General features: G+C 76.6%; 23 protein-coding genes. 15 read left to right on the forward strand and 8 right to left on the reverse strand.

What is annotated here, in order from left to right; all coding sequences use genetic code 11:
• Nucleotides 1–82: 82 nt before the first annotated feature.
• Nucleotides 83–289 carry a hypothetical protein gene (locus tag PGB27_RS16170; protein WP_274201400.1) on the reverse strand — a complete coding sequence of 69 codons (207 nt, stop codon included), beginning with the start codon at nucleotides 287–289 and terminating at the stop codon, nucleotides 83–85.
• Nucleotides 290–768: 479 nt separating this feature from the next.
• The gene (locus PGB27_RS16175; RefSeq protein ID WP_274201401.1) at nucleotides 769–1,149 is read right to left on the reverse strand and encodes a hypothetical protein; all 381 of its coding nucleotides are present in this window, start codon (nucleotides 1,147–1,149) and stop codon (nucleotides 769–771) included.
• A 307-nt stretch (nucleotides 1,150–1,456) separates the two neighbouring features.
• Here PGB27_RS16175 and PGB27_RS16180 point away from each other — a divergent pair, with 307 nt between their 5' ends.
• The 3 genes from PGB27_RS16180 (at nucleotide 1,457) to PGB27_RS16190 (ending at nucleotide 5,181) form a co-directional block, all read left to right on the forward strand.
• Nucleotides 1,457–2,332: an SAM-dependent methyltransferase gene (locus tag PGB27_RS16180; protein ID WP_274201402.1), complete on the forward strand. Its 876-nt coding sequence runs from the start codon at nucleotides 1,457–1,459 to the stop codon at nucleotides 2,330–2,332.
• Between the two features lie 112 nt (nucleotides 2,333–2,444).
• Nucleotides 2,445–4,037 (forward strand): aldehyde dehydrogenase family protein, encoded by a 1,593-nt coding sequence (locus PGB27_RS16185; RefSeq protein ID WP_274201403.1) that lies wholly within the window; start codon nucleotides 2,445–2,447, stop codon nucleotides 4,035–4,037.
• Between the two features lie 79 nt (nucleotides 4,038–4,116).
• A complete protein-coding gene (locus tag PGB27_RS16190) occupies nucleotides 4,117–5,181 on the forward strand; it encodes a potassium channel family protein (RefSeq protein WP_274201404.1) in 1,065 nt (354 codons plus the stop codon).
• 74 nt (nucleotides 5,182–5,255) lie between these two features.
• Here PGB27_RS16190 and PGB27_RS16195 read toward each other — a convergent pair whose 3' ends face one another.
• On the reverse strand, nucleotides 5,256–5,606 hold the full coding sequence (locus PGB27_RS16195; RefSeq protein WP_274201405.1) for a hypothetical protein: 351 nt from the start codon (nucleotides 5,604–5,606) through the stop codon (nucleotides 5,256–5,258).
• A gap of 208 nt (nucleotides 5,607–5,814) precedes the next feature.
• On the reverse strand, nucleotides 5,815–6,072 hold the full coding sequence (locus tag PGB27_RS16200; protein ID WP_274201406.1) for a hypothetical protein: 258 nt from the start codon (nucleotides 6,070–6,072) through the stop codon (nucleotides 5,815–5,817).
• A 257-nt stretch (nucleotides 6,073–6,329) separates the two neighbouring features.
• Here PGB27_RS16200 and PGB27_RS16205 point away from each other — a divergent pair, with 257 nt between their 5' ends.
• From PGB27_RS16205 to PGB27_RS16230, 6 genes are all read left to right on the forward strand, one after another.
• A complete protein-coding gene (locus PGB27_RS16205) occupies nucleotides 6,330–7,397 on the forward strand; it encodes an LCP family protein (protein WP_274201407.1) in 1,068 nt (355 codons plus the stop codon).
• A gap of 19 nt (nucleotides 7,398–7,416) precedes the next feature.
• The gene (gene mftG / locus PGB27_RS16210; protein WP_274201408.1) at nucleotides 7,417–8,901 is read left to right on the forward strand and encodes a mycofactocin dehydrogenase MftG; all 1,485 of its coding nucleotides are present in this window, start codon (nucleotides 7,417–7,419) and stop codon (nucleotides 8,899–8,901) included.
• Between the two features lie 152 nt (nucleotides 8,902–9,053).
• On the forward strand, nucleotides 9,054–9,281 hold the full coding sequence (locus PGB27_RS16215; RefSeq protein ID WP_274201409.1) for a hypothetical protein: 228 nt from the start codon (nucleotides 9,054–9,056) through the stop codon (nucleotides 9,279–9,281).
• Nucleotides 9,282–9,305: 24 nt separating this feature from the next.
• Nucleotides 9,306–10,559: a hypothetical protein gene (locus PGB27_RS16220; protein WP_274201410.1), complete on the forward strand. Its 1,254-nt coding sequence runs from the start codon at nucleotides 9,306–9,308 to the stop codon at nucleotides 10,557–10,559.
• 53 nt (nucleotides 10,560–10,612) lie between these two features.
• The gene (locus tag PGB27_RS16225) at nucleotides 10,613–11,011 is read left to right on the forward strand and encodes an SRPBCC family protein (protein ID WP_274201411.1); all 399 of its coding nucleotides are present in this window, start codon (nucleotides 10,613–10,615) and stop codon (nucleotides 11,009–11,011) included.
• Between the two features lie 121 nt (nucleotides 11,012–11,132).
• Entirely contained in the window at nucleotides 11,133–11,996 is an 864-nt protein-coding gene (locus PGB27_RS16230) for a hypothetical protein (RefSeq protein WP_274201412.1), read from the forward strand.
• A 7-nt stretch (nucleotides 11,997–12,003) separates the two neighbouring features.
• Here the strand turns inward: PGB27_RS16230 and PGB27_RS16235 are convergent, their stop codons facing one another.
• Nucleotides 12,004–12,462 carry a universal stress protein gene (locus tag PGB27_RS16235; protein WP_274201413.1) on the reverse strand — a complete coding sequence of 153 codons (459 nt, stop codon included), beginning with the start codon at nucleotides 12,460–12,462 and terminating at the stop codon, nucleotides 12,004–12,006.
• Nucleotides 12,463–12,614: 152 nt separating this feature from the next.
• Between PGB27_RS16235 and atpF the strand changes: the two genes are divergently transcribed.
• From atpF to PGB27_RS16255, 4 genes are all read left to right on the forward strand, one after another.
• Nucleotides 12,615–13,154 carry a F0F1 ATP synthase subunit B gene (atpF, locus tag PGB27_RS16240; protein ID WP_274201414.1) on the forward strand — a complete coding sequence of 180 codons (540 nt, stop codon included), beginning with the start codon at nucleotides 12,615–12,617 and terminating at the stop codon, nucleotides 13,152–13,154.
• Between the two features lie 281 nt (nucleotides 13,155–13,435).
• Nucleotides 13,436–13,750: a hypothetical protein gene (locus PGB27_RS16245; protein WP_274201415.1), complete on the forward strand. Its 315-nt coding sequence runs from the start codon at nucleotides 13,436–13,438 to the stop codon at nucleotides 13,748–13,750.
• Between the two features lie 314 nt (nucleotides 13,751–14,064).
• Entirely contained in the window at nucleotides 14,065–14,901 is an 837-nt protein-coding gene (locus tag PGB27_RS16250; RefSeq protein ID WP_274201416.1) for a hypothetical protein, read from the forward strand.
• Between the two features lie 150 nt (nucleotides 14,902–15,051).
• The gene (locus PGB27_RS16255; RefSeq protein WP_274201417.1) at nucleotides 15,052–16,473 is read left to right on the forward strand and encodes an arsenate reductase/protein-tyrosine-phosphatase family protein; all 1,422 of its coding nucleotides are present in this window, start codon (nucleotides 15,052–15,054) and stop codon (nucleotides 16,471–16,473) included.
• Between the two features lie 32 nt (nucleotides 16,474–16,505).
• On the opposite strand, the gene PGB27_RS16260 is transcribed toward PGB27_RS16255, so the two are convergent.
• A complete protein-coding gene (locus PGB27_RS16260; RefSeq protein WP_274201418.1) occupies nucleotides 16,506–17,045 on the reverse strand; it encodes a hypothetical protein in 540 nt (179 codons plus the stop codon).
• Nucleotides 17,046–17,402: 357 nt separating this feature from the next.
• On the opposite strand from PGB27_RS16260, the gene PGB27_RS16265 reads away from it, so the two are divergent.
• Both PGB27_RS16265 and PGB27_RS16270 read left to right on the forward strand, forming a co-directional pair.
• Entirely contained in the window at nucleotides 17,403–18,206 is an 804-nt protein-coding gene (locus tag PGB27_RS16265) for an RDD family protein (protein ID WP_274201419.1), read from the forward strand.
• A gap of 292 nt (nucleotides 18,207–18,498) precedes the next feature.
• Nucleotides 18,499–19,029: a hypothetical protein gene (locus PGB27_RS16270; protein WP_274201420.1), complete on the forward strand. Its 531-nt coding sequence runs from the start codon at nucleotides 18,499–18,501 to the stop codon at nucleotides 19,027–19,029.
• Nucleotides 19,030–19,036: 7 nt separating this feature from the next.
• On the opposite strand, the gene PGB27_RS16275 is transcribed toward PGB27_RS16270, so the two are convergent.
• Complete coding sequence (locus tag PGB27_RS16275; protein ID WP_274201421.1) at nucleotides 19,037–20,122, reverse strand: endonuclease/exonuclease/phosphatase family protein; 1,086 nt, start codon at nucleotides 20,120–20,122, stop codon at nucleotides 19,037–19,039.
• 239 nt (nucleotides 20,123–20,361) lie between these two features.
• Nucleotides 20,362–21,621 (reverse strand): PQQ-dependent sugar dehydrogenase, encoded by a 1,260-nt coding sequence (locus tag PGB27_RS16280; protein WP_274201422.1) that lies wholly within the window; start codon nucleotides 21,619–21,621, stop codon nucleotides 20,362–20,364.
• Between the last annotated feature and the right edge of the window lie 86 nt (nucleotides 21,622–21,707).

Consider the following 21,707-nt stretch of genomic DNA (forward strand, 5'->3'; position numbering starts at 1 on the left):
TCCGAGGTCACCCGGGCGCGGCCTCGCCGGCGGCTCGCCCGTCGAGCCCCTGCCGCGGCTGCGTCCCGTGGCCCGACCGGCCTCAGGCCGGGATGCGCTCCACGCCCGGTACGCGGCGCTGCGCGGGCACGACGGCCACCGGTGCGACGTCCCTCGGCACGGCCCGCCACGCGGCGCGGGTGCGCTGGTCGATGGTGCCCCGCGTGCTCATGGACACCGTCGGGGCCGCGACCCAGGACGTGACGGCGAGGCCGCCCAGGCCTCCCAGGACGAGCGTGATCGTCTTCATGCGGTGTTCCCCCCTGGCCCGATCAGCGTCGGGCGCTGCTGCACACCGACCACCAGTCGGCACGGAGAACGGTAGAGCGGCGTCCGTGGCCTGCCGTGAGCCGTACGGGTGACGGGTGCTCAGGTTGCTCTCACGTCGCAGTGACGTGGGTCACTGAGCGGCCCCCCGCGGCGGCGGTGCAGGCTGCGAACCGTCAGGCCTGACCGTTCGTGTCGAAGAACGCCGTCGCACCGCCGGGAGGATGCCCGTGACCGACCCGTCCGACCGCCCCGTCCGCATCGCCAACTGCGCCGGCTGGTTGTGGTGATCGCCGATGCCGACCTGGACCTCACCGTCGCGCACGTCGAGGGCGACGACCTGTCCGCGCGCCTGGACACCCTCGGCGCGCTCTCCCACCTCGACACCGGGCGCAGGTGAGCAGCAAGAAGTGCCACAGCCCGTCTTTCTGCTCACCTGCGCGCAGCGCACCCGTGGGCGGCTCAGGCGGCCGTGTCGCCCCCGCGCTGCTGGTGCCAGCGCACGACGCGGACGACGACGTCGTGGAGACCCTCCCGGTCGAGGGTCTGCCGCAGACCGTCGGCGGTCTGCAGCGCGTCGAGCCCGGGATACGGGCCGTGGGCGTCGACCTCGCCGGTCTGCGGGTCGACGGCGAGCACGACGTAGCCGTCGCACCGGTCGAGCTCGGTCTGCACCGCGATCCAGTCGATGTTCCCCACCTGCTCGGCCGTGACCGGGTCGTCGATCCCGGCCGTCGCCTCGCACGGGGTCGCCGGGTCGGTCGGGTCGACGGGACCCGCGTCGGTGCCGGGCTCGCCCGCCGTGGGGTCGGTGCGGGCGCAGCACCGGGGATCGTGGTCCATCGGCTCCTCCTCCGCGCTCGGCGCTGGGGTACCGCGCGCCGTCCCGGTGACCCGTGGCCCGTGACACCGTCGAGTGACGATGAAGGGGCCCACGTGGGGTCGCTGTCACGAGTGGTGACGCGAGGATGCCCAGCCTCTGACTCAAGATTTCAACCATTCACTCGCGCGGGGGTACCGCTCGCCGACGCATGTCACGCGCTGAACCTGATCGCCACCCGCTGTGTCAGCGCGCTCACTCCTCGTTGATCTCCAGCACGGACTCAAGGAAGATTGTTAGGCGAACTAACTATGAGCGGGAGGCGATCGCGTGAACCGGTACGAGCAGTGGGACATCGTGTCGAGCGTCGGGCTGACGGCGCTCGTGGTGGCGGCCGGACGGTCGGTCGACACGCACCGCGCCGACGGGCTGATCTCCGACCCCTACGCCGAGCGCTTCGTGGCGGCCGCAGCGCCCCCGCACCCGCTGCCGACGCGTCCGACCCCGCCGCGCGACGACTCCGACGACGAGCTCTGGCAGATGATGTCGGGGTACATGGGCGTGCGGACCCGCTTCTTCGACGAGTTCTTCGCGGCCGCGGGGCGCGACGGCGTCCGGCAGGCCGTCATCCTCGCCGCCGGGCTGGACGCGCGGGCGCAGCGGCTCGCCTGGGCCGAGGGCACGACGCTCTGGGAGATCGACCAGCCCGCGGTGCTGGCGTTCAAGGACGACGTCCTCGCCGAGGACGGGGCCGCCGCCCGCTGCGACCGCCGCACGGTCGCGGTCGACCTGCGCGACGACTGGCCCGCCGCCCTCGACCGCGCCGGCCTCGACCCGACCGCCCCGACGGCCTGGCTCGCCGAGGGCCTGCTGCCCTACCTGCCCGCCGAGGCGCAGGAGGCGCTGCTCGCGGCGGTGCACGAGCGCTCGGCGGCGGGCTCGCGGATCGCCGTCGAGGACTTCACCGACATCGGCCGCCAGCTCGAGGACCCCGCGTTCCGCCGGGTGGCGGCGGGGATCGGCGTCGACATGCCCGCGCTGCTCCACACCGACGACCGCCCCGACCCCGGCGACCGGCTCGCCGCCCTCGGCTGGACGGTCCGCCGCGACGTCGCGGTCGACGTCGCCGCCGGGTGGGGCCGCGAGCTCGACCCGCTGACGCGGCGGCTCAACGGCCGCTCGGCGTTCGTCACCGCCACCCGATAGGTCCGGATCCGGCCGGGACCGGTCGGTATCCCCTCCGCTCCGGCGGTTCCGGAGGGCGCATCGGGTGCCTAGTGTCGGTCGACGCCCACGACCGCCACACGGGAGGACGGCCATGAGCGACGACACCGGGACACTGCACGTCCCCGAGAACCTGACCTGGTCCGCGGTGACCGGACGGGTCCGCGACCTCGTCGGCGAGGCCTTCGCCGACGACGGGCCCGCGAACCTCATCGACGGGGAGTGGCGGGCGGTCGGCACGCCCGCCGAGCAGACCAGCCCCAACGACGGCTCGTCGCTGGGCACCATGCTCAAGGTCGACTCCGCCACGGCCACCGACGCCGTGCAGCGCGCCGCGCAGAGCCACCGCGGGTGGGCGGGCACCGAGCTCGACGAGCGCCGGCGCCGCGTGTCGTCGGCCCTCGACGCGATCGAGTCCGCCCGCGACGACCTCGCCCTGCTGCTGGCCTGGGAGATCGGCAAGCCGTGGAAGGCGGCGTGCTCCGACGTCGACCGCGCCATCTCCGGCGTGCGCTGGTACGTCGACGAGATCGAGGGGATGCTCTCGCGCGACGTCGAGGGCGCGCCGGCCAAGCGGGTGCCGCTCGAGGGGCCGGTCTCGAACATCGCGAGCTGGAACTATCCGATGAGCGTGCAGGTGCACGCCGAGCTCGTGCAGCTGCTCGCCGGGAACGGCGTCGTCGCCAAGACCCCCACCCAGGGCGGGTGGATGACGCTCACCGTCGCCCACGCGCTCATGGTGCGCGAGGGGCTGCCGGTCACGCTGCTCTCCGGCGACGGCTCCGAGCTCTCCGACGCGCTGATCCGCTCGCCCGAGATCGGCGCGCTCGCGTTCGTCGGCGGGCGCTCCAACGGGGGCAAGGTCGCCGCGCAGCTCGCCGACACCGGCAAGCGGCACATGCTCGAGCAGGAGGGTCTCAACACCTGGGGCGTCTGGGAGTTCTCCGACTGGGAGTCGTTCTCGGAGATCCTCAAGAAGGGCTTCGAGTACGCCAAGCAGCGCTGCACCGCCTACCCGCGCTTCGTCGTGCAGCGCAAGCTCGTCGACCAGTTCCTCGCGACGTACCTGCCGGTGCTCGACGGGGTGCGCTTCGGGCACCCGCTGGCGGTGGAGCAGGGGTCCGCGGGGTCGACCGACGACCTGCCCGCCCTCGACTTCGGCCCGCTGATCTCGGCGGGCAAGGCCCGGGAGCTCGACGACAGCGTCGCCGAGGCCCTGCGCCACGGCGCGATCCCGCTCTACCGCGGGAGCCTCGACCACGGCCGCTTCGTCGCCGGCCAGGACACCTCGGCCTACCACGCGCCGGTGTCGATGCTCGCCCCGCCGGGGGCCTCGCGGCTCATGCACGAGGAGCCGTTCGGCCCGGTCGACTCGATCGTCGTCGTCGACACCGAGGCCGAGCTGCTGGCCCAGATGAACGCCTCCAACGGCGCGCTCGTCGCGAGCATCGCCACGGACGACACCCGGCACGGCGAGCGCCTCGCCGAGCAGGTCCAGGCGTTCAAGGTCGGGATCAACAAGCTGCGCTCCCGCGGCGACAAGGACGAGGCGTTCGGCGGGCGCGGCGAGTCGTGGAAGGGCGCGTTCGTCGGCGGCGAGTACCTGGTGCAGGCCGTCACCGAGGGCCCGCCCGGGGAGAACCTCTACGGCAACTTCCCCGGCTACCACCGGTACCCCGCGACCTGACGGTCCGCGCGAGTAACCTCCACCCGGCGCGGCGTCGGGCCCGCCATCGGTCGGGGGTCTGAGCGCGGGAGGGGCCGGGATGGTCCTGCGGAACCGGGTGTCGCGGGACGTGGCGCCCGCCGGCGCGTCGGTCGGGGCCATGGTCCTCATGCCCGAGGGCCGGGTCGGCCCGGTCATGGCGCTCGTCCGGCGCCTCGTCATGGCGGTCGGGGCGCTGCTCGCGGCGACGCTGATCGTCTGGTTCCAGGCCGACGGCTACATCGACAACAACAACGACGACGGCATCGGCTTCGTCGACGCGTTGTACTACGCCACGGTCTCGCTCTCGACCACCGGCTACGGCGACATCGTGCCCGTCACCGAGTCGGCGCGGCTGTGGACGATCCTGGCGATCACGCCCCTGCGCCTGCTGTTCCTCATCGTGCTGGTCGGCACCACGGTCGAGCTGCTCACCGAACGGTCCCGGCAGGCGTTCCGCATCCGACGGTGGAGGTCGCGCGTGCGCAACCACGTGGTGGTCGTGGGCTACGGGACGAAGGGTCAGGCCGCGGTGACGACGCTGCGCGGCGACGGCCACGACGTCGACCACATCGTCGTCGTCGACACCGACCGGGGTCGCCTGGACGCGGCGTCGGCGCTGGGGCTGGTCACCGTGCGCGGCGACGCGACCCAGTCGTCGGTGCTGCGGACCGCGGGCCTCCCGCACGCGACGGCGCTGGTCGTCGCCACCAACCGCGACGACACCGCGGTCATGGTGACGCTGACCGCGCGCGAGATGGCCCCGAAGATCACGATCACGGCCGCCGTGCGCGAGGCCGAGAACGTGCACCTGCTGCGGCAGTCGGGCGCCGACTCGGTCGTCGTGTCCGCCGAGACGGCGGGCCGCCTGCTCGGCATGGCGACGACGACGCCGGCGGTCGTGTCGGTGGTCGAGGACCTCATCTCGCCCGAGGCCGGCATGAGCATCGGCGAGCGGACGGTCACCGAGGCCGAGGTCGGCGGGTCCCCGCGGCACCTGCGCGACATCGTGCTCGGCGTCGTGCGCGACGGGCACGTGCACGCCATCGACGCCCCGGAGGTCGACGCCCTCGAGCGCGGCGACCGCCTGCTCTGCGTCCGCCGCGCGGGCCCCGACGACGAGTGACGTGTCAGCGAAGTGCCGTCACGGACACTGAACGTCCGCATCGGTACTTCGATCACTCCGCTGGGCGGGGTCGGTCAACGGTGCACCGAGAGCAGGCAGCCGGGGCAGTCGGCCTGCTCGGCGCGCAGGCCGGGCACGACCTGCTCGACCGCGGCGCCGCAGCGCGCCCGCAGCCCGGTGGGGTCGCCGAGCTCGCCGGAGGTGACGTCGACGACGTGGCGCCGGCGGTCGTCGCGGCCGGCGGCGACGAGGACGAGCGTGCCGTCCGGGGCCGGGTCGCCGGGCGTCGGGCGGCGCGGCGGCTCGGGCTCGGGCGGCCGGTCGCCCAGCGGGGGCGGCGGCGTCGACGACGGCATGGGGTCGAGCCCGCTCGACGGGCGTCGGGTGGGCCGGGCGTCGGGGTGTCCGGGGTCGGGGACGGTCACGGCTTCCTCCTCCCGCTCCTGCGCTCGCAGGAGCGCGGCGGTCGTGGCGACCACCGTAGGCACGCCGGCCCCGCGCCGTCGTCCCGTTCACCCGCGGCGAACGGGTCGGCGTCGCCTGGGTCCCGGCGCGTCCCGGCGATCAGGAGCGCGTGACGCACCTGCGGCCGGCGTGTCGCTCCGGCGTGTCGCGCTCCTGATCTTCCGCTGCTCAGGAGCGGCGGCGCGGCAGCGGCATGGCGGGCCCGGCGTCGGCGTCGTCGCGGCCGTCGCGGGGCGGGCGCCGGGCGGCCGGGAGCTCGCGCAGGCCGTCGAGCACCCGGGCGAGGACCTCGGGCCGCGGCCTTGGCACCGGCCCCACGGCGACCTCGGCGGCGAGGCCGGAGAGTCCGGCGGGCTCGGCGGGCTCGGCGAGGGGGGTCCCGGGCGGGTCCAGCACGGACTCGCCGGCGTCACGATCGGGGGTCACCCGACCGAGCGTAGGACGGCCGTCACAGCAGCGGCGTGCGCCCCCGCGTCCGGGCGGGCGGCGGCGGGCCACCCGCGACGAACCGCAGCTCGGCGCGCCGTACCGCGCGTCACGGCGCGGGGAGCGGCTGCCACGCTGGGCCGATCGGAACGGGCGCCGACGCCGCGCAACGCGTAACGCCTGCCGCCCGTCCTCCGAGAGGTACGGGAGTGACCGAGCAACGGTGGCCGGTCCGCGGGAGCAGGGATGGTCGGGGCATGAGCATCGGCGGGATGATCGACGGCGGGGGGCCGGCGCCGGAGCAGGAGGAGCGCGGACGGCGGCGGCGAGGGCTCCGCGCGCTGGTGTACGGGCTGATCGCCCTGCTGGTGCTGGTCCTGCTCGCCGCGGCGGGCGTCGTCATCGTCACCCAGCAGCTCGGGTCGCAGGTCGGCCGCTACCCGTCGGTGTTCGCCCCGATCGACCCGTCGACGCGGCCCTCGGACGCCGCCGGCCAGACGTTCCTGCTGATGGGCACCGACACGCGGTCCCCGGAGGCCACCACGGGCACCGACGCCGCGCCCGACGCCGTGTTCGGCTCGCAGCGCAGCGACGTGATCATGGTGGCATCGATCGCCGAGGACGGGCAGAGCGCGAGCATCGTCTCGATCCCGCGCGACTCGTGGGTCGACGTCCCCGGCCACGGCCGCAACAAGATCAACGCGGCGTACGCGTTCGGCGGGCCGCCGCTGCTCATCCAGACCGTCGAGCAGGTCTCGCGCGTGCACATCGACCACTTCGCGGTCATCGACTTCGCGGGCTTCGCGCAGATGACCGACGCCGTCGGCGGCATCGACGTCAACGTCGGCCAGGCGTCCGAGCGCGACGGCGTCGTCGTCCCGGCCGGCGAGCAGCACCTCAACGGCGAGCAGGCGCTGGTCTACGTCCGCGATCGCGAGAACCTGCCCGGCGGCGACCTCGACCGCGTCCGGCGCCAGCAGGCGGCCCTGCGGGCGTTCCTGCAGCAGGCCCTGTCGTCGGGGACGCTGTCCGACCCGGCCCGGGCCTACACCCTCGTCGACACCGTGACGCGCCACGTCGGCGTCGACGACTCGCTGTCCAACACCGGCCTCGCCCAGCTCGCCTTCGGGATGCGCGACCTGCGGAACTCCAACGTCTCGTTCCTGACGGTGCCGGTGAGCGGGACGGGGATGGAGGGCGACCAGTCGGTCGTCTACCTCGACGAGGGCGCGGGACGCGACCTGTGGTTCGCGGTGAACACGGACACGGTGCCGGAGTGGGTCGCGGCGCGCCCGCAGGAGCAGCTCTCCGACACGCCGCGCTAGATCCGGGTATGCCGGGGCCATGAGCTGGGACGTCGTGGTCGTCGGCGGGGGCTCGGCCGGCTGCGCGCTGGCCGGGCGCCTCACCGAGGACCCGCGTCGTCGGGTGCTGCTGCTCGAGGCCGGGACGGCGGTGTCCGACGCGGCGGCGTTCTCCCCCGACGTCCGTGACGTCGCCTCGCTGGCCGCCGCCGACCCCGACGGCCCGCACACGTGGGACGTCGGGGTCGAGCTGCTGCCCGGCAAGCACACGCGGGTCGGGCGCGGGCGCCTGCTCGGCGGGTCGAGCGCGGTCAACGGCGCCAACCACCTCCGGGCGACGCGCGCGGACCTCGACGCGTGGCCGGGCTGGTCGTACGAGGCGACGCTGCCGTACTACATCCGCGGCGAGCGGGACCTCGACGTGCGCGGCCCCCTGCACGGCGACCGCGGCCCGGTGCCGGTCGTGCGCCCCGCGGGCGAGCTGCGCGCGCCGGTCACCGAGCGCTTCCTCGCCGCCGCGGCGCGGGTCGGCGTGCCCGCCGAGCCGGACAAGAACGGCGACCAGCCGCCCGGCGCGGGGCTCGTCCCGGGCAACGTGCGCCGCGGGGTGCGCGTGAACGCCGCGATGGCCTACGTGCTGCCCCACCTCGCGCGGGAGAACCTCGCCGTGCGGGGGGACGTCACCGTCGCCCGGGTGCTGCTCGTCGGCGACCGCGCCGTGGGCGTGGAGTGCGCCGACGGCGAGCGGATCGAGGCCGGGGAGGTGGTGCTCGCGGCCGGGTCGGTGTGCACCCCGCAGCTGCTCGCGCTCTCGGGCGTCGGGCCACCGGACGCCCTGCACACCGCCGGGCTGCCGGTGCGCCACGAGCTGCGCGGCGTCGGACGGGGCTACGGCGACCACCCGAGCGTCTACCTCGCCTTCCCCGACCCCGGTGACGGCCTGCACCCCGAGGCGCCCGGCGCGCAGGCGGTCGTGCACCTCGACGCCGGCGACGACCCCGCGGGCGACCTCGAGATCCTCCTGTTCGCCCGGCCGTTCGCGCCGGACGGGCCGTGCCACCTCATGTGCGCGCTCCAGGCCCCGGAGAGCCGCGGGGTGATGGGCTTCGCGTCCGGGCCGGGCGAGCCCCCGCGCCTCGAGCACCGCTACCTCGTGTCGGGCCACGACCGGGCCCGCATGCGCCAGGTGGTCCGCCGGGCGGGGGAGATGCTCGCCGTCGGCGGGCTCGCGCTCGACCCCACCCGCGGGAGCGACGACCGCGCCCTCGACGCCTGGATCACCGCCCACCTCACGACCTCGGCGCACCTCTGCAGCACCGCGAAGCTCGGCCCGGCGTCGGACCCCGACGCCGTCGTCGACCCCGAGCTGCGCGTGCACGGGCTGCGCGGGCTGCGGGTCGTCGACACCTCGGTGCTGCCGACCGTGCCCCGCCGCGGGCCCGCCGCGACCGCCCTGATGCTGGGGGAGCGGGCGGCCGACCTGATCGCCGGGACGGTCGCGGAGGCCCCGGCGCACCCCGCGTGACGCCCGGTTCGTCCCCTCCCGTGACCCGGCGTCCGGTCCCGTTCCCGGACACGGTCACAGCTGCGACACGATGGTGTGATCGCAGGTCACGTCCTCGATGATCGCGACGACACTCCTCGCGAGAACCCGCTCGAGGTGATCGAGGAGAGCCGATGTCGTTCCTGCGCCGCCGTGCCGACGCCCCGTCCGAGCACGCCGGGGACGACACGCCTCCGCGCCTCACGCGCGCCGAGCGCAAGGCCCTCCGGGCCGAGCAGGCCGCCGCGGCCGAGCTCGCCGCCCGCGTCGCGCGCGCCCAGCGCCGCCTCGCCCAGGCCACCGGTCCGCTGCCCGTCGTGTCCCCCCGTCGATCGTCCGACGAGGCCGTCCCGACCGAGTGAGCGTGTCGTGGAATCCTGCGCGGCGTGCGTGACCGGCTGGCCGCGACGGTGGTCGCCCCCCTCCTGACGGCCCTGCTGCTCGCCGGCTGCGGGGGCGCGCCCACCACCGCGGCCCCGCCGCCGGCCTTCGACCCGCCCACCGGATTCGGCGCCCCCACCGGCACGCTGTTCGGGGGCTCGGGGACGTCGGTGTTCGGGCGGGACCCCGACGCGCTGCCCGCGGCCCTGGTCGGCACCGCGATCTGGATCACCGACGGCGGGCGCGTCGCGCGCGTCGACTCCACCGGCACCCCGGTCCCCGGCACCGACGCGCCAACGGACCGGTTCGCCGCCGGGCGTCCCGTCGCGAGCCCGGACGGCGGGGTCCTGGTCGGCGCGGGCAGCGTCATCCCGGGGTCGGGCACGACGCCGCCCGGTCTCGCCGTCGACCTGCTCGCCTTCGACGCGGCGAGCGGTGCGCTGCGCTGGAACGCGCCGACCGTGCTGCCGTGGACCGAGCGCCCGCCGGCGGTCGCCCTGGAGGTGGCCGGGGTGGTGGCCGGGGTCGCCGTGCTCACCGCCAGCACCGACACCCAGCGCACGGCGCTCGGCGTCGACCTCACCAGCCGGCGGGTGCTGTGGAGCGCCGACGGCGTGGCCGTGGACGCCCTGCTCGCCGACGGTCCGGCCGGGGGCACCGCGGTCGGGGTCGCCACCGCGCCGGGGGGGAGCGGCGCCTACGCCGACTCGACGGTCGTCGGGCTCGACGTCGTCACCGGGCTGCGGCGGTTCACGCTGCCCGAGGTGCTCCGGGACCCGCGGATCACCGTCGCCGGGCCGGGGCTCGCCGTGGTGAGCGGGCGCACGACGGCGACGACGCTGTCGGCGCCCGCGGCGTCGCTGCGCTTCGTCGACGCGCGCGGTGCCACGGTGCGCACCGTCGACGTCGGGCGCACGTACACGCCGCCGCGCTGCGTCTGGGACGAGGCGGCCACCACCGTCTGCGGCGGCGACACCCGCGTCTTCGCCGTCGACGCCGGCACGGCCGCCCCGCTGTGGGAGCTGCCGGACCCCGCCGCCAACCGCGTGGCCCCGCAGATGACGACGGCCTGGCACGGCGCGGTGTACGGGACGACGGTCAACGGCCCCGTCGTGCTCGACGCGCGCACCGGCGCCGACCGCGACACCCGGCCCGGCGCCGCGCCGGTGCTGGTCAACGCCTACCTCGGCATCGGGGTCGAGACCACCGGCGTCGCGGGCTTCGGCGGCGGCGCGGCGATCACGCCGGCGACGCGCTGAGCCCGCGCCGGCGCACCCGGCGTCGCCGGGCGGCGGCACGGGTAGCCGCACGCATGGGCGACTTCCAGCACAGCATCGACGTCCGCCGTCCGCCCGAGGAGGTCTTCGCGTACCTCTCCGACGCCGAGCACCTGCCGGAGTGGGTCAGCGGCCTGCAGCAGGCGAAGCGCGCCGGCGGCGAGGAGGTCGACGTCGTCGCCGTCGGCGGCGGCGAGCAGCACGAGGACCGGGCCTGGATGCACGCCGACGCCGACGCGCGCAGCGTGCGGTGGGGCGCCGACCGCGTCGCGGACTACCACGGCGAGCTGTTCGTGACCGGCATCGGCGACGAGGACTCCCGCGTCACCGTCACCCTCCACACGCCCGGCACCGACGACCCGGCCGTCCAGCAGGACCTCGAGCAGACGCTCGCCGACCTCGAACGGAGGCTCGACGGGTCGACGGCCGGGTGAGGCCCGCACCAGGACGGGTGATCGTTCGCGGGCGTCCGGGTCTCCTGAATCGTTCGACGTGGCGGCGATCACGTCGGCATGGCATCGTGGGCGGTTCCGGAGCCGAGTGAGCGGAGAGCTCGTGCGCATCCCGTTCGTCCGTCGCCGTACCACCACGATCACCACCCGCGGGGCCGGCGCGACGGCCCGGGCCTCCACCACGGCCCGCGTCGTGCCCGGTCCCGAGGTCATGGTCGGGATGGAGTACCTCGACACCCCGGCGCGCGAGGCGGCCCGCCCGCCCGCGCCGGAGGTGGCGGTGTGCGGCATCGACCCCCAGGTCCCCGGCACGCCCGCGGTCCCGCGGCTGCACGTCGTCGTCCCGGGCGACGCACCCCGCCCCGACACCGTCGAGGAGCTGCTCGAGCGGGCCGACGAGGGCGTGCGCGTGCGGCGGCTGACCGTCGACGTCCGCGGCCTGCGCGACGTGCTCGAGAGCCGCGGCGGCTGGAACCTGCTCGCCTCCCTCGTGCGCGAGCCCGCCGACCGCGTCACCAACGCCGTCTTCCGCGCGACCATGGCGCGCCCCACGCCCGAGGGCGCCGGGCCTGCCGGGTCGCTGCTCGAGGACGGCGACGTCGACGTGGAGGTGTGCATCGTCGGCGAGGGCGACACGGTGGCCGGCCGCTGCCGCCGCGAGCTGGGGCGGGGGCGGCTGTCGCTGACGACGTTCCTCGCCGACTCCGAGCGCCTCACCCGCCGGCTCGCCGAGGCCCTGGCGCGTCCGCGCGACCGCGGCAGCCGGCGCTCCTTCGAGCACGCGCTGGCCGACGTGCTCGCCGACGCGCCGCTGTCCGACCTGCTCGGACGCCACCGCGCGGCGCCGTACTGCTCGGTGCCGGGCACGTGGGCGACGCCGCCGACGCCGGCCACCCCGGCGCCGCGGCGCGGCGACCTCGTCGAGCAGGTCGACTCGACGGTGCCGCTGGAGGAAGCGGCGCGCTGAGGTCCGTCTACGTGGTGTGGACGATCAGCACGTCGGTCGGGGAGCGGCGGGAGACCTCCGCGGGCACCGAGCCGAGCAGACGCCCGGCGAAGCTCGCGAGCCCCTTGTTGCCGACGACGACGAGGTCGGCGTGGTGCAGCTCGACCTTGTCGCAGATGGCCTGCACCGGCTCGCCCTCGACGGCGACGGTGTTGACCTCCTCGGCGCCCTCGCGCCGCGCGACGTCGCGGGCGTCGCGGAGCTTCTCCTCGGCGGGGTTCGCACCGATGATCTTGTACGCCTCGTCGCCGAGCGCGCGCTCCGCCTCCGCCTGGTCGCGCCCGCCCTGGCGGCTCGAGCGCTCGTAGGCGCAGATGATGAGGAGCTTGGCGCCCGCGTCCGCGGCGATCCGGGCGGCACGCCCGACGGCGAGCGTGGCCGAGGAGGACCCGTCCGTGCCCACGGCCACCAGCTTGTAGTCACCCACGGCGGCACCCTAGGGGGCGCCCGCGCGGGCGTTCCCGCAGGGTGGCGGCGCCCCGTCGGCCCACCCCGGGTCGCTTCGCCGGGAGAGATCGGACAGACTGTGCGCGAGCGCCCGGCCGACGACGTCGTGTCGGAGACGTTCCACAGCGCGAGATGACGACCGAACAGGCGGTGCAGCCGGCGATGACCCCTCTGGCGAGTGGCGGCTACTTCGTGCTCAGCCCGATCTGGCACGAGATCGTGATCGGGATGATCGCGTTCGGCGCGCTCTACCTCGTCCTGAGCCGGGTCCTGCTGCCGCGGCTGGAGAAGGTCTACGCCGAGCGCCACGACCGCATCGAGGGCGGCTTCGAGCGTGCCGAGCAGGCACGCGCCGAGGCGCGCCGCGTGCACGCCGAGTACCGCACCCGCATCGGCGAGGCCCGCGACGAGGCCGCCCGCATCCGCGACACCGCCCGCGAGGAGGGCCAGCGCCGCAGCGACGAGGTCCTCGCCGCCGCGCGCGAGGAGGCGTCGTCGTTCGTCGCCCAGGGCCGCGAGGAGCTCGCCTCCCAGCGCTCGTCGGTCTCCTCGGACCTGGAGCCCGACGTGGCCCGCCTCGCCCGCCGCCTCGCCGGCCGGCTGCTGGGCCGCGAGATCAGCGACGACGAGTACCGCCAGGTCGTCGACGACTACCAGGCCGAGCGGGTCTGAGCCCCGCGCCGCAGCGCCGTGCGCTGCGGAGACCGGACGGATCGGACACGTCGATCACGGTCCGGTCACGATCACGGTGTGTCGTGCCGTTCCGGCGTCGTGTCGGTAACGAGCCCACCGGAACGCCCCGATGAGTGCCCGAGGACACACCGGGCGGACGGGGCGGGCACATGGGCGAGCGTGGGTGCGGAGGCGGGGCCGACGGCTCCGGTGGTGCGGTCCCCGGCAGGGCGCGTCGGCTGACGACCGTCGTCGCGCGCGGCGCCGCTGTCGGTCTGCTCGTGGCCGGTGGGCTGCTGCTCGGGGCAGAGCTGCCCGACCCCGGGCCCGCGCTGGCCGCCGACCCCGTGCCCGCGCCGGCGCCGGTCCCGTACGGCGGGGCGCTCGACGCCCCGGACCCCGGCGGGTCGTTCGCCGACGAGCAGGTGCTCGAGGTCGCGATGCTCGGCCTCGGCGCGGTGAACGGTCTGGCGTTCGCCGGCGTCGTCATCGTCAGCCGCCTCCGTGGCAGCTCGGCGTCGGCGACCCGACGCGCCCTCATGGCGCGGACCGGTCGCGGCGTCCCGTCCGGCCCGCGGCCCCGGGACCTGCACTGACACCCCCGCCGACGTGCCCGCCGGACCCTTCCCCGGCGAGTTCGACACCGTCCGTGCCGTACGACGTACGCCCACACAGCCCAACCGGCAGCGCCCAACGGCCGCGCCTCGTGCTGGTGAGCGGTCCAACGGGTGAAGGAGATCCCCCGAACGGGCTGTTCCGTGAGCCGTCCGCAACGCGTCAGGCTGGCAGGGACGATCCACCGGGTGACCCTGTGTCGCCGCTTCGTCGCCCTGGGGGCACCCGGCGGCGACACGACCTCGCCCATGAAGGAGCGCCGTTGTCGACCGACGCCGCGACCCCGGAGACACTCGTGACTGCCGAACCCGACGGTGGGGTGCACGACGGGACGCAGGACGGGGTGGAGGACGCCGGGCCCGCTCCCGACGCGAGCGCCGCCGCCGCCGCCACCGACGCCGACACCGACGCCGACACCGCCGCCGGCACCGCCGCCGGCGACGCCCCCGCGGGCGAGGCCCGGGACGGCGCCGAGACCCGCCCGGACGCACCCGAACCCGTCGTGCCCGCCCCGCGCGCGGCCACCGGGGCGGTCCCGGCCGCGGACCGGACCGCGGCGCAGGCCCCGGACGACGTTCCCGACCACGCCGCTGATCGGACCGGCACGGCTCCTGGGGAGGCTGCCGACCCGACCCCGGACCGGGCCGCCGACGAGCCCGCCGGTGGACGTCTCACCGCCCGGCTGCGCGAGGCACGTGCGCGCCTGGAGCCGGAGCAGGCGGTGATCCCCGCGCCGCGCAGCCCCGAGGGCGTGGTCCCGCCCCCGACCTTCGGCAGGGCCGGCGCCGCGCCGGCCGACCTGGTCGCCGCGGTCGACCAGCTCGTCGCGGAGCTCGCGCAGCTGGAGGGCGGGACCGAGGACGACCCCGACCGGCGGGCGCTCCTGCGGGCGCTCGACCTGTCGGCGTCCGGCGTGCCCGAGGCGGGGTGGTCGACCGGCCTCGCCGCCGAGGACCTCGCCGGCGCCGCGGACATGGCGGGCACGCTCCACGACGCGGCCGAGGCGCTGCTCGGTCGCCTCGACGCCGAGGAGCGCGCCGCGTCGGCGGTGGAGGTCGACGCGGTCGTCACCGCCCTGCGCGTCGCGCGCGTGGTGCTGGACCTGGAGGCGTTCGCCCGCCACGGGCGCTGATCGACCCGCTGATCGACCCACTGATCGACCTGCTGATCGACCCTCCGCACGGCCGTGCCGGCGCTCCTCCGGGGGGTCCGCGGCACGAACGGGCAGGTCACCTGAGGCGACGGCTCGCGGGAACCGCGCTGGACTGCGACGATCGGCGGTATGGACGGTCGGGGAGACGGGGCGCCGCGGCGTTTCCGGCTCCTGTTCGTCTGTACCGGCAACATCTGCCGATCGCCGTTCGCCCGGTTCCACGCCCGTGCGCTGCTCGAGATGCGGCTCGGTCCGCGCTGGGCGTCGTGGTTCGACGTCGCGAGCGGCGGGACGGGCGCGGTCGTCGGCGCGGAGATGCACCCGCTGTCGCGCGCCCAGCTCGGCCCGCTCGCGACGCACCCCGACGTCGCCGCCTTCCGGGCCCGCCAGCTGCCCGCGCGTGACGTCGAGCTCGCCGACCTCGTGCTCACCGTCAGTCGCTCGCACCGCTCGGCGGTGCTCGAGCTCGAGCCGCGCGCGCTGCGCAGCACGTTCACGATGCGGGAGTTCGCGCGCCTGCTCGGGAGCCTCGACCCCGCCGACCACGCCGCCCTGCCCGCCGACCCGCGCGAGCGCGCGCACGCCCTCGTCGCCGCGGCGCTCGCGCAGCGGGGCCAGGGCGCACCGGTCGACGCCGAGGACGACGCCATCCCGGACCCGGTGCAGGGCGAGGCCCCCGAGCACGCCGAGGCCGCGCGGCTCATGCACGCGGCGATCCGGCCGCTGGTCGACGCCATCGGCGCGGGCGTGCCCTGGCCGATGCGCCCGCCGCGCCGCCCGGCGCCGACCGGTCGCTACACGATGCCGCACGCGATGCCGCCGGGGATGCCGGGCGGGCCGCCACCGGGTCCGGTGGGGCCGCCGCCCGGGATGCCGGTGGGGATGCCGGTGGGGATGCCGCCGCGGGGTGGGCCGCCCGGTCCGCCACCCGGTGCGCGTCCCGCAGTGCCCAATCAGCCGGGTCGACCCGGGGTGCCGTTGCCGGGAGGTCCGCCGCCGGGAGGTCCGCCGCCGGGGGGTCCCCACCAGCCGGGTCCGCCCGGTGCGCCGGTGCCCGCCGGCCCGCCGCCCGCTCAGCACCCCCGCGCGACCCAGGGCTGGCCCCTCGGCCCGCCCGCGACGGGCGGAGGAGCGCCGCCCGGTACCCCGGTCCCGCCCCCCGGCGCGATGACCGGGGACGCGGCGGTGCCCGGGCAGTACACGCCGTCCCGACCGCCGCCCACCGACGACGCGGTGTCGCCGACCCCGGACGGGCACGCCCACGCCCGCCACGGAGACGGCCACGGAGACGGCCACGGAGACGGCCACGGAGACGGCCACGGCGACACCCCGGCCCGCCCCGGCCCCGAGGACGGCGAGCGGCGACCGGCCACGTCGCGCTCCCGTCACGCCTGGCGGGACGACGAGGACGACGGGGACGCTGCGGACGTGTCGGCCGACGCGTCCGCCGACACGTCGGCCGACACGTCGGCCGATGCCGCCGCCGACAGGGCTCCCGACGGACGGCCGTCCGGTGACCGGTGGGCGTCGCTACCTCGGGCGGGCCGCTGACCGGCCGGTCGGGGAAGCGGCCCCGGAACGACTCAGGTCGGCCAGGCGCCCTGGGCGCGCAGGGGGTGGCGCGCGAACGCGAAGCGCCGCGGGCGCACCCGCGGAGCGGCCGGCGGCTCGGGCGCGAGCAGGGGGGTCCAGACCGCCCACGCGTCGCTCTCGCCGGCGGTGTCCGGGACGCCGTCGACGGCCCGGTCGACGAGCTCGCGGCACGGCGCGACGCCGCCGGCCGGCCGGACGACGCACACGCGCAGCCGCTCGCCCGCGGCGGTGACGTGCAGACCCGTGCGGGCCGAGCGGCCGACCTCGAGGTCCAGCTCGTCCGGTGTCCCGTGGAAGCGCACGCCCCGCGTGGACTCGAAGCTCAGCCGCCCGTCGCGCAGGCGCAGGACGCCGGGGACGTGGGTGACCTCGCGGACGATCCAGGCGATGCCGGCGACGTCCGCGAATCCGGCGGGGTCCGAGGGGCCGGGTGCCGGGACCGGGGACGAGGTGCGCGCGGACCGGGGGGTGGGCACGGCGACGATCGCGGCCGAGGGGCCCGTCGTCGTGGGCCGGGGCGGGACGGTCATCGTGACCTCCTCCCGGGATGTTGCGGTGTCGTGACCTGACCTACACCCAACGCGCGAGGCCCCCGGGGTGTCATGCTCCGGTCGGGCGAGGCGCGCCGGGCAAAGGGGTGGTCCACGCCGGGAGCGGAGCGTGAGGGACGGATTGGGGCCGCGAGGGTGAGCCGGTGCCCCGGACGGCCCGTCCGCTGCTGCCCTGTGTGATCGGTCGGTGGCATGCTGCCGCGCCGTGGGCGTAGCGCGCTGCCCCCGGACCGGTGGCACGGGCTCGGTGGCGGCCGCTGTGGCGGGGCGGGCACTACGGTCAGCAGCCACTCGGGGAGCGGATCGCCCTCGTCGACGACTTCGGGAGAACAGAGCGTGAGCAACCCCGGCGAACACCAGCAGCAGTCGGGTTTCGGGGCCTCCCCCGGAGGGCAGTACGGCCCGTCCGGCGGTGACCCCGCGGCCGGCGGCCCCGGCCCGTGGGGCGGACAGCAGCCGGCCCCGTACGGGCAGCCGCCGGGCCAGCAGGGGTACGGCCAGCCGGGGTACGGCGCCCCCGGGCAGTCGTTCGCCCAGCCCGACGCCGGCTACGGACAGCAGCCCGGCTACGGACAGCAGCCCGGCTACGGCCAGCAGCCCGGCTACGGCCAGCAGCCCGGCTACGGCCAGCCGGGGTACGGCCAGCCGGGGTACGGCCAGCAGCCCGGCTACGGCCCGCCCGTCTACGGGGCGCCCGGCGGCGACCCCACGGAGGTCGTCGGGTCCCGGGTCGGGCAGTACATCCTCGACGGGCTGCTGACCGCGGTCCCGACCTTCGTCGTGCTGTTCGTCGTCATCGGCATCGCCGGCGCCTCGAGCGACCCGTCGACGGCGTTCACGCTCATCGGGATCGGCTACGTCCTCGCCCTGCTGCTCGGGCTCGGGGCGGGGTTCGCCGTCTTCGCCTACTGGCCCTCCACGCACCAGGGGCAGACGCCGGCGATGAGCTGGCTGAACATCCGGATCGTCCGCGAGGAGGACGGCGGCGTCCCGACCCTCGGACAGTGCGCGGTGCGCTGGCTGCTCCTCGTCGTCGACGGGCTGTTCGCCGGCATCGTCGGGCTGATCGTCATGTCGACCTCCGCGCGCCACCAGCGCGTGGGCGACATGGCCGCGAAGACGCTGGTCGTCCGCGCCTGACGGAGCGCGAGGCCCGCGCTCGACCCGGCTTCGTTCCGCGGACAGCAGGCGCGGTCGGTGGCTCGCCGCTGCGTGCCGGCTCACACCGTGGTGGGGCGCGACTGCTCTGCCCGGGCGAACCTGCACGGATCTGGCCTCCGGGCGAAACACCACCCGACCGTCGAGCGACTTCCGGGCCGTATCCGGGCGCAACGGCGCGCCCACCGGGACGAGCACACCGCCGGCGATCGCGGCGCGTGGTGAAGGGTACGAACGTGAGTACGACAGCACTCCTGTCGACGGGGCGACGACGATGAGCGCCCCGCCCCGCGGCGGCTACGCCGCCTGGGTCAGCTGGCTGGAGGCCTTCCGGCGGGGCGAGGACCCGTCGACCGAGGGACTCGGTCCCGTCCGCGGCGGCTTCGGTTCCTACGTGGAGGCGCGGCTGCTCGAGCGGCTGTCCGCCGCGTTCGCCGAGCGCGTGCGCCAGTGGCAGACGGCGCTGGGCGACCGGATCGTCGCGCAGCCGCCGGACGGCCCCGTCGCCGCGGCGGCGATCCTGCAGGACGCGGTCGGGCGCCTGGAGCCCCTGACGCGGCTGGCCGACTCGCCGCTCGTGCCGCGCCCGCTCGGGGTGTCCATGCACGACATGCTGCACTCCGTGCGTGACGGCGCCCGGGCCGCGCTCGACGAGGCGTGGCGCCGCGGTCTCGAGGACGGCCACGCCCCCGGCATGCCGGCCCAGCGCGGCGTCGACCCCGCCCGGCTCGCCGCCGCCCGAACGCTCCCCGGGACCGCGACCCGCGCCGTGCCGGCCCCTCGGCCGGGTCTGCGCCGCAACTGAGGCGCGCTCAGCCCAGGCCGACGCGGGCGAGGATCCCCCGGTGGTCGCTGCCCGGGACGTCGACGATGTCGACCTCCCGGGCGGTCGGGCCGCCCGAGACCAGCACGTGGTCGATCTGCACCCCGAGCAGCCGTGGCGCCGCTGCCGGCCAGGTGCCCATGAGGCCCGCGCCCACGTCGCTCGCGGCGTCGGTGCACCCCGCGATGGCCTCGCGCAGCTCGGCGTGGTCGAGGGTCGCGTTGAGGTCGCCCGCGACGACGGTCGGGCGCTCGCCGGTGCACCAGCGCGACAGCGCCGCGACGTCGCGCCGCCAGGCGTTCGTGTCGCCGGGCTTGGGCGACTGCGGGTGCGTCGCGACGACGCGCACCGCCCGGCCGTCGACGTCGGCGAGGTCGACGATCAGCGACGGGAACTCCGTGTCCCGGTTCGGCGTGACCGTCGGACGGCCCAGCTCGCGGCGCACGAACACCGTCATCGGGCTGTCGTCGCTCTCGGCGTCGGCGGCGTAGACGCGGTAGCCGCTCGTCCCCTCCTCGCCGCCGGACTCGTCGACCAGCGCCTCCTGGAGGCTCTCCCGCAGATCGCCGCGCGCCTCCGGGAGCACGACGACGTCGGGGGTGCGGGAGGTGATGAGGCGGGCGAGCGCGTCGGGATCCGCGCGGCTGAGGTAGGCGCTCGCGGTGAGCACGGTCAGCTCGGGCCCGCCCGTGGCGCCCGTCTGCCCGGACCCGACGGCGCGCGGCAGCACCATCGCGAGCCCGAGCACGCCGACCAGCCCCAGCGCCAGCGCCGTCGGCCACGACCGCCGCGCGACGACCGCCACGAGCACGGCGAACACCACCGTGCCCGCCGCGAGCTGGGGCCGGAACGCGATGGTCTGCACGAACGGCGTGCGGTGGTCGATACCGAGCAGGTCGGAGAACATCACGACGGCCGCGGGGAGCCCGAGGACCACCGCGGCCCCGATGGCCCCCGGCCCCGGTGCCTCGAAGCGCCGGCGCGCGGCACCCAGGACCGAGCCCACCCCCGAGCCCTGTCCGCGCGGTGCCCGGGCACCGCCGCGCTCGCCGGTCGCGGCGCCGGTCCGGGGCATCGCCGTCGTCGGCCGCTCGGGTCGCTCGGGCCGCCCGGACCGCCCGGGGCCTTCCGCGCCGGGCGGCGGCAGGTGGCGCGTCGGCGGGCCGGACGCCGGCGGCGGTCCGGGGGACCGGCCGCCCTGGGGTCCCGGGGGCCCGGAGCGGTACGGCGGCCCCGGGCGCGGACCGCCGGGCCCTCCCGCCGGAGGACCGGGGCGGTGCCCGCCGGGCCCGGGCCGGTCGGGAGGGGGTCCGGTCACCCGCGCGTCACGCGGAGGATGACGTCGTCCGACCCGTTGTCGGTGGTGAGGTAGAGCGCCCCGTCGGGGCCGAGCCGCGCCCCGCGCAGCCGTCCGAACTCGCCGTCGAGCTCGGCCGGCGCGGTGACCTCGACGATCCGGTTCTCGTCCGCGCCCTGACCGGGCCGCATGAAGAAGAGCTTCTCGCCCCGCTGCGCCGACACCGCGAGCATCCCGGCCATGTCGCCCCACGCCGGGCCGTCGAGGAACGTCGCGCCGCTGATGGCCTCGGTGGGGTCGCCGGAGCTCCAGGCCGCGGGGACCGCGTCCGGGTAGCGGTCGAGGTCGGTCATCGGCACGTCCTCGTCGTAGCCACCGGGCGACTCGCCGCCCCGCGCCGGGTCCCAGCCGTAGTTCGAGCCCGGGATGACGACGTTGACCTCGTCGTCGATGTCCGGGCCGTGCTCGGCGCTCCAGGCGCGGCCGGTGCCGGGCTGGATCGCGACGGCCTGGACGTTGCGGTGGCCGTACCCGGAGATCAGCCGCTCCGAGGCGCTGCCGGACGTGGCGAAGGGGTTGCCCGGCGCGGGTCCGCCGGTGGCGGGGTCGACGCGCAGCACCTTGCCGCCGAGGGAGTTGCGGTCCTGGGGGATGGTGGCGCGTGCGGTGTCGCCCGTGCCGATGAGCAGCATGCCGTCGGGGGCGTAGGTCGGGCGGCAGCCGGAGTGCCGGCCCGACGGGTTGATCGGCAGGCCGCCGACGAGGGGGTCGCGCACCTTCTCGGCGCGGGTGCCGTCGGGGGACAGGCGCCAGGACACGACGCGGACGTCGACCGGGCGGCCGCCCTCCTGGTGGGTCTGGCAGGTGACGAACGTGCCGGAGGTCTCGACGTCCGGCGCCGCCGCGATGCCCATGAGGCCGCCCTCGCCGCGGGCGTACACGTCCTGCAGGTCGGCGGTGACGGGCGTGACCCGCGCGCCCGGCCCCAGGCCCGTGACCAGCGACAACGACCCGTCCCGCTGCGTGACGAGCATCCGGTCGCCGCCGACGAACGCGACGTCCCAGGGGTTCGCGAAGTCGCCCGCGACGGTCTCCACGCGCAGGGCGGTGCCGGTGGGCGCCGTGGTGGTCGGGGCCGGGGCGGCCCCCGCACCCCCGCCCTGCCGCGGCGCGGCGGAGGTCTGTTCGGTGGCCTCGCCACACGCGGTGAGGGCCAGGGCCAGCAGCGCCGAGAGGGTCAGCAGGGCGCGTGCCGGTCGTGATCGACTCGGGGTCACGATCGTCAATGATGCCGCCCGCCGCGTCCGGTCGGCGTGGGGCCCTGCCCCCGAACGGCCTCCGTGCGCGCCGCCGACCCGGCGGG

Origin of the sequence: Actinomycetospora lemnae (genome assembly GCF_028737315.1) — a bacterium.
Taxonomy (GTDB): Bacteria; Actinomycetota; Actinomycetes; order Mycobacteriales; family Pseudonocardiaceae; genus Actinomycetospora; species Actinomycetospora lemnae.

What these genes read in the sequence shown, in the direction of transcription:
- PGB27_RS16185 (WP_274201403.1), top strand. Translation starts at nt 2,445, where the DNA reads ATGAGCGACGACACCGGGACACTGCACGTCCCCGAGAACCTGACCTGG.
- PGB27_RS16175 (WP_274201401.1), bottom strand. Translation starts at nt 1,149, where the DNA reads ATGGACCACGATCCCCGGTGCTGCGCCCGCACCGACCCCACGGCGGGC.
- atpF (WP_274201414.1), top strand. Translation starts at nt 12,615, where the DNA reads ATGACGACCGAACAGGCGGTGCAGCCGGCGATGACCCCTCTGGCGAGT.
- PGB27_RS16275 (WP_274201421.1), bottom strand. Translation starts at nt 20,122, where the DNA reads ATGCCCCGGACCGGCGCCGCGACCGGCGAGCGCGGCGGTGCCCGGGCA.
- PGB27_RS16225 (WP_274201411.1), top strand. Translation starts at nt 10,613, where the DNA reads ATGGGCGACTTCCAGCACAGCATCGACGTCCGCCGTCCGCCCGAGGAG.
- PGB27_RS16270 (WP_274201420.1), top strand. Translation starts at nt 18,499, where the DNA reads ATGAGCGCCCCGCCCCGCGGCGGCTACGCCGCCTGGGTCAGCTGGCTG.
- PGB27_RS16215 (WP_274201409.1), top strand. Translation starts at nt 9,054, where the DNA reads ATGTCGTTCCTGCGCCGCCGTGCCGACGCCCCGTCCGAGCACGCCGGG.
- PGB27_RS16260 (WP_274201418.1), bottom strand. Translation starts at nt 17,045, where the DNA reads ATGACCGTCCCGCCCCGGCCCACGACGACGGGCCCCTCGGCCGCGATC.
- PGB27_RS16255 (WP_274201417.1), top strand. Translation starts at nt 15,052, where the DNA reads ATGGACGGTCGGGGAGACGGGGCGCCGCGGCGTTTCCGGCTCCTGTTC.
- PGB27_RS16205 (WP_274201407.1), top strand. Translation starts at nt 6,330, where the DNA reads ATGAGCATCGGCGGGATGATCGACGGCGGGGGGCCGGCGCCGGAGCAG.
- mftG (WP_274201408.1), top strand. Translation starts at nt 7,417, where the DNA reads ATGAGCTGGGACGTCGTGGTCGTCGGCGGGGGCTCGGCCGGCTGCGCG.
- PGB27_RS16190 (WP_274201404.1), top strand. Translation starts at nt 4,117, where the DNA reads ATGGTCCTGCGGAACCGGGTGTCGCGGGACGTGGCGCCCGCCGGCGCG.
- PGB27_RS16170 (WP_274201400.1), bottom strand. Translation starts at nt 289, where the DNA reads ATGAAGACGATCACGCTCGTCCTGGGAGGCCTGGGCGGCCTCGCCGTC.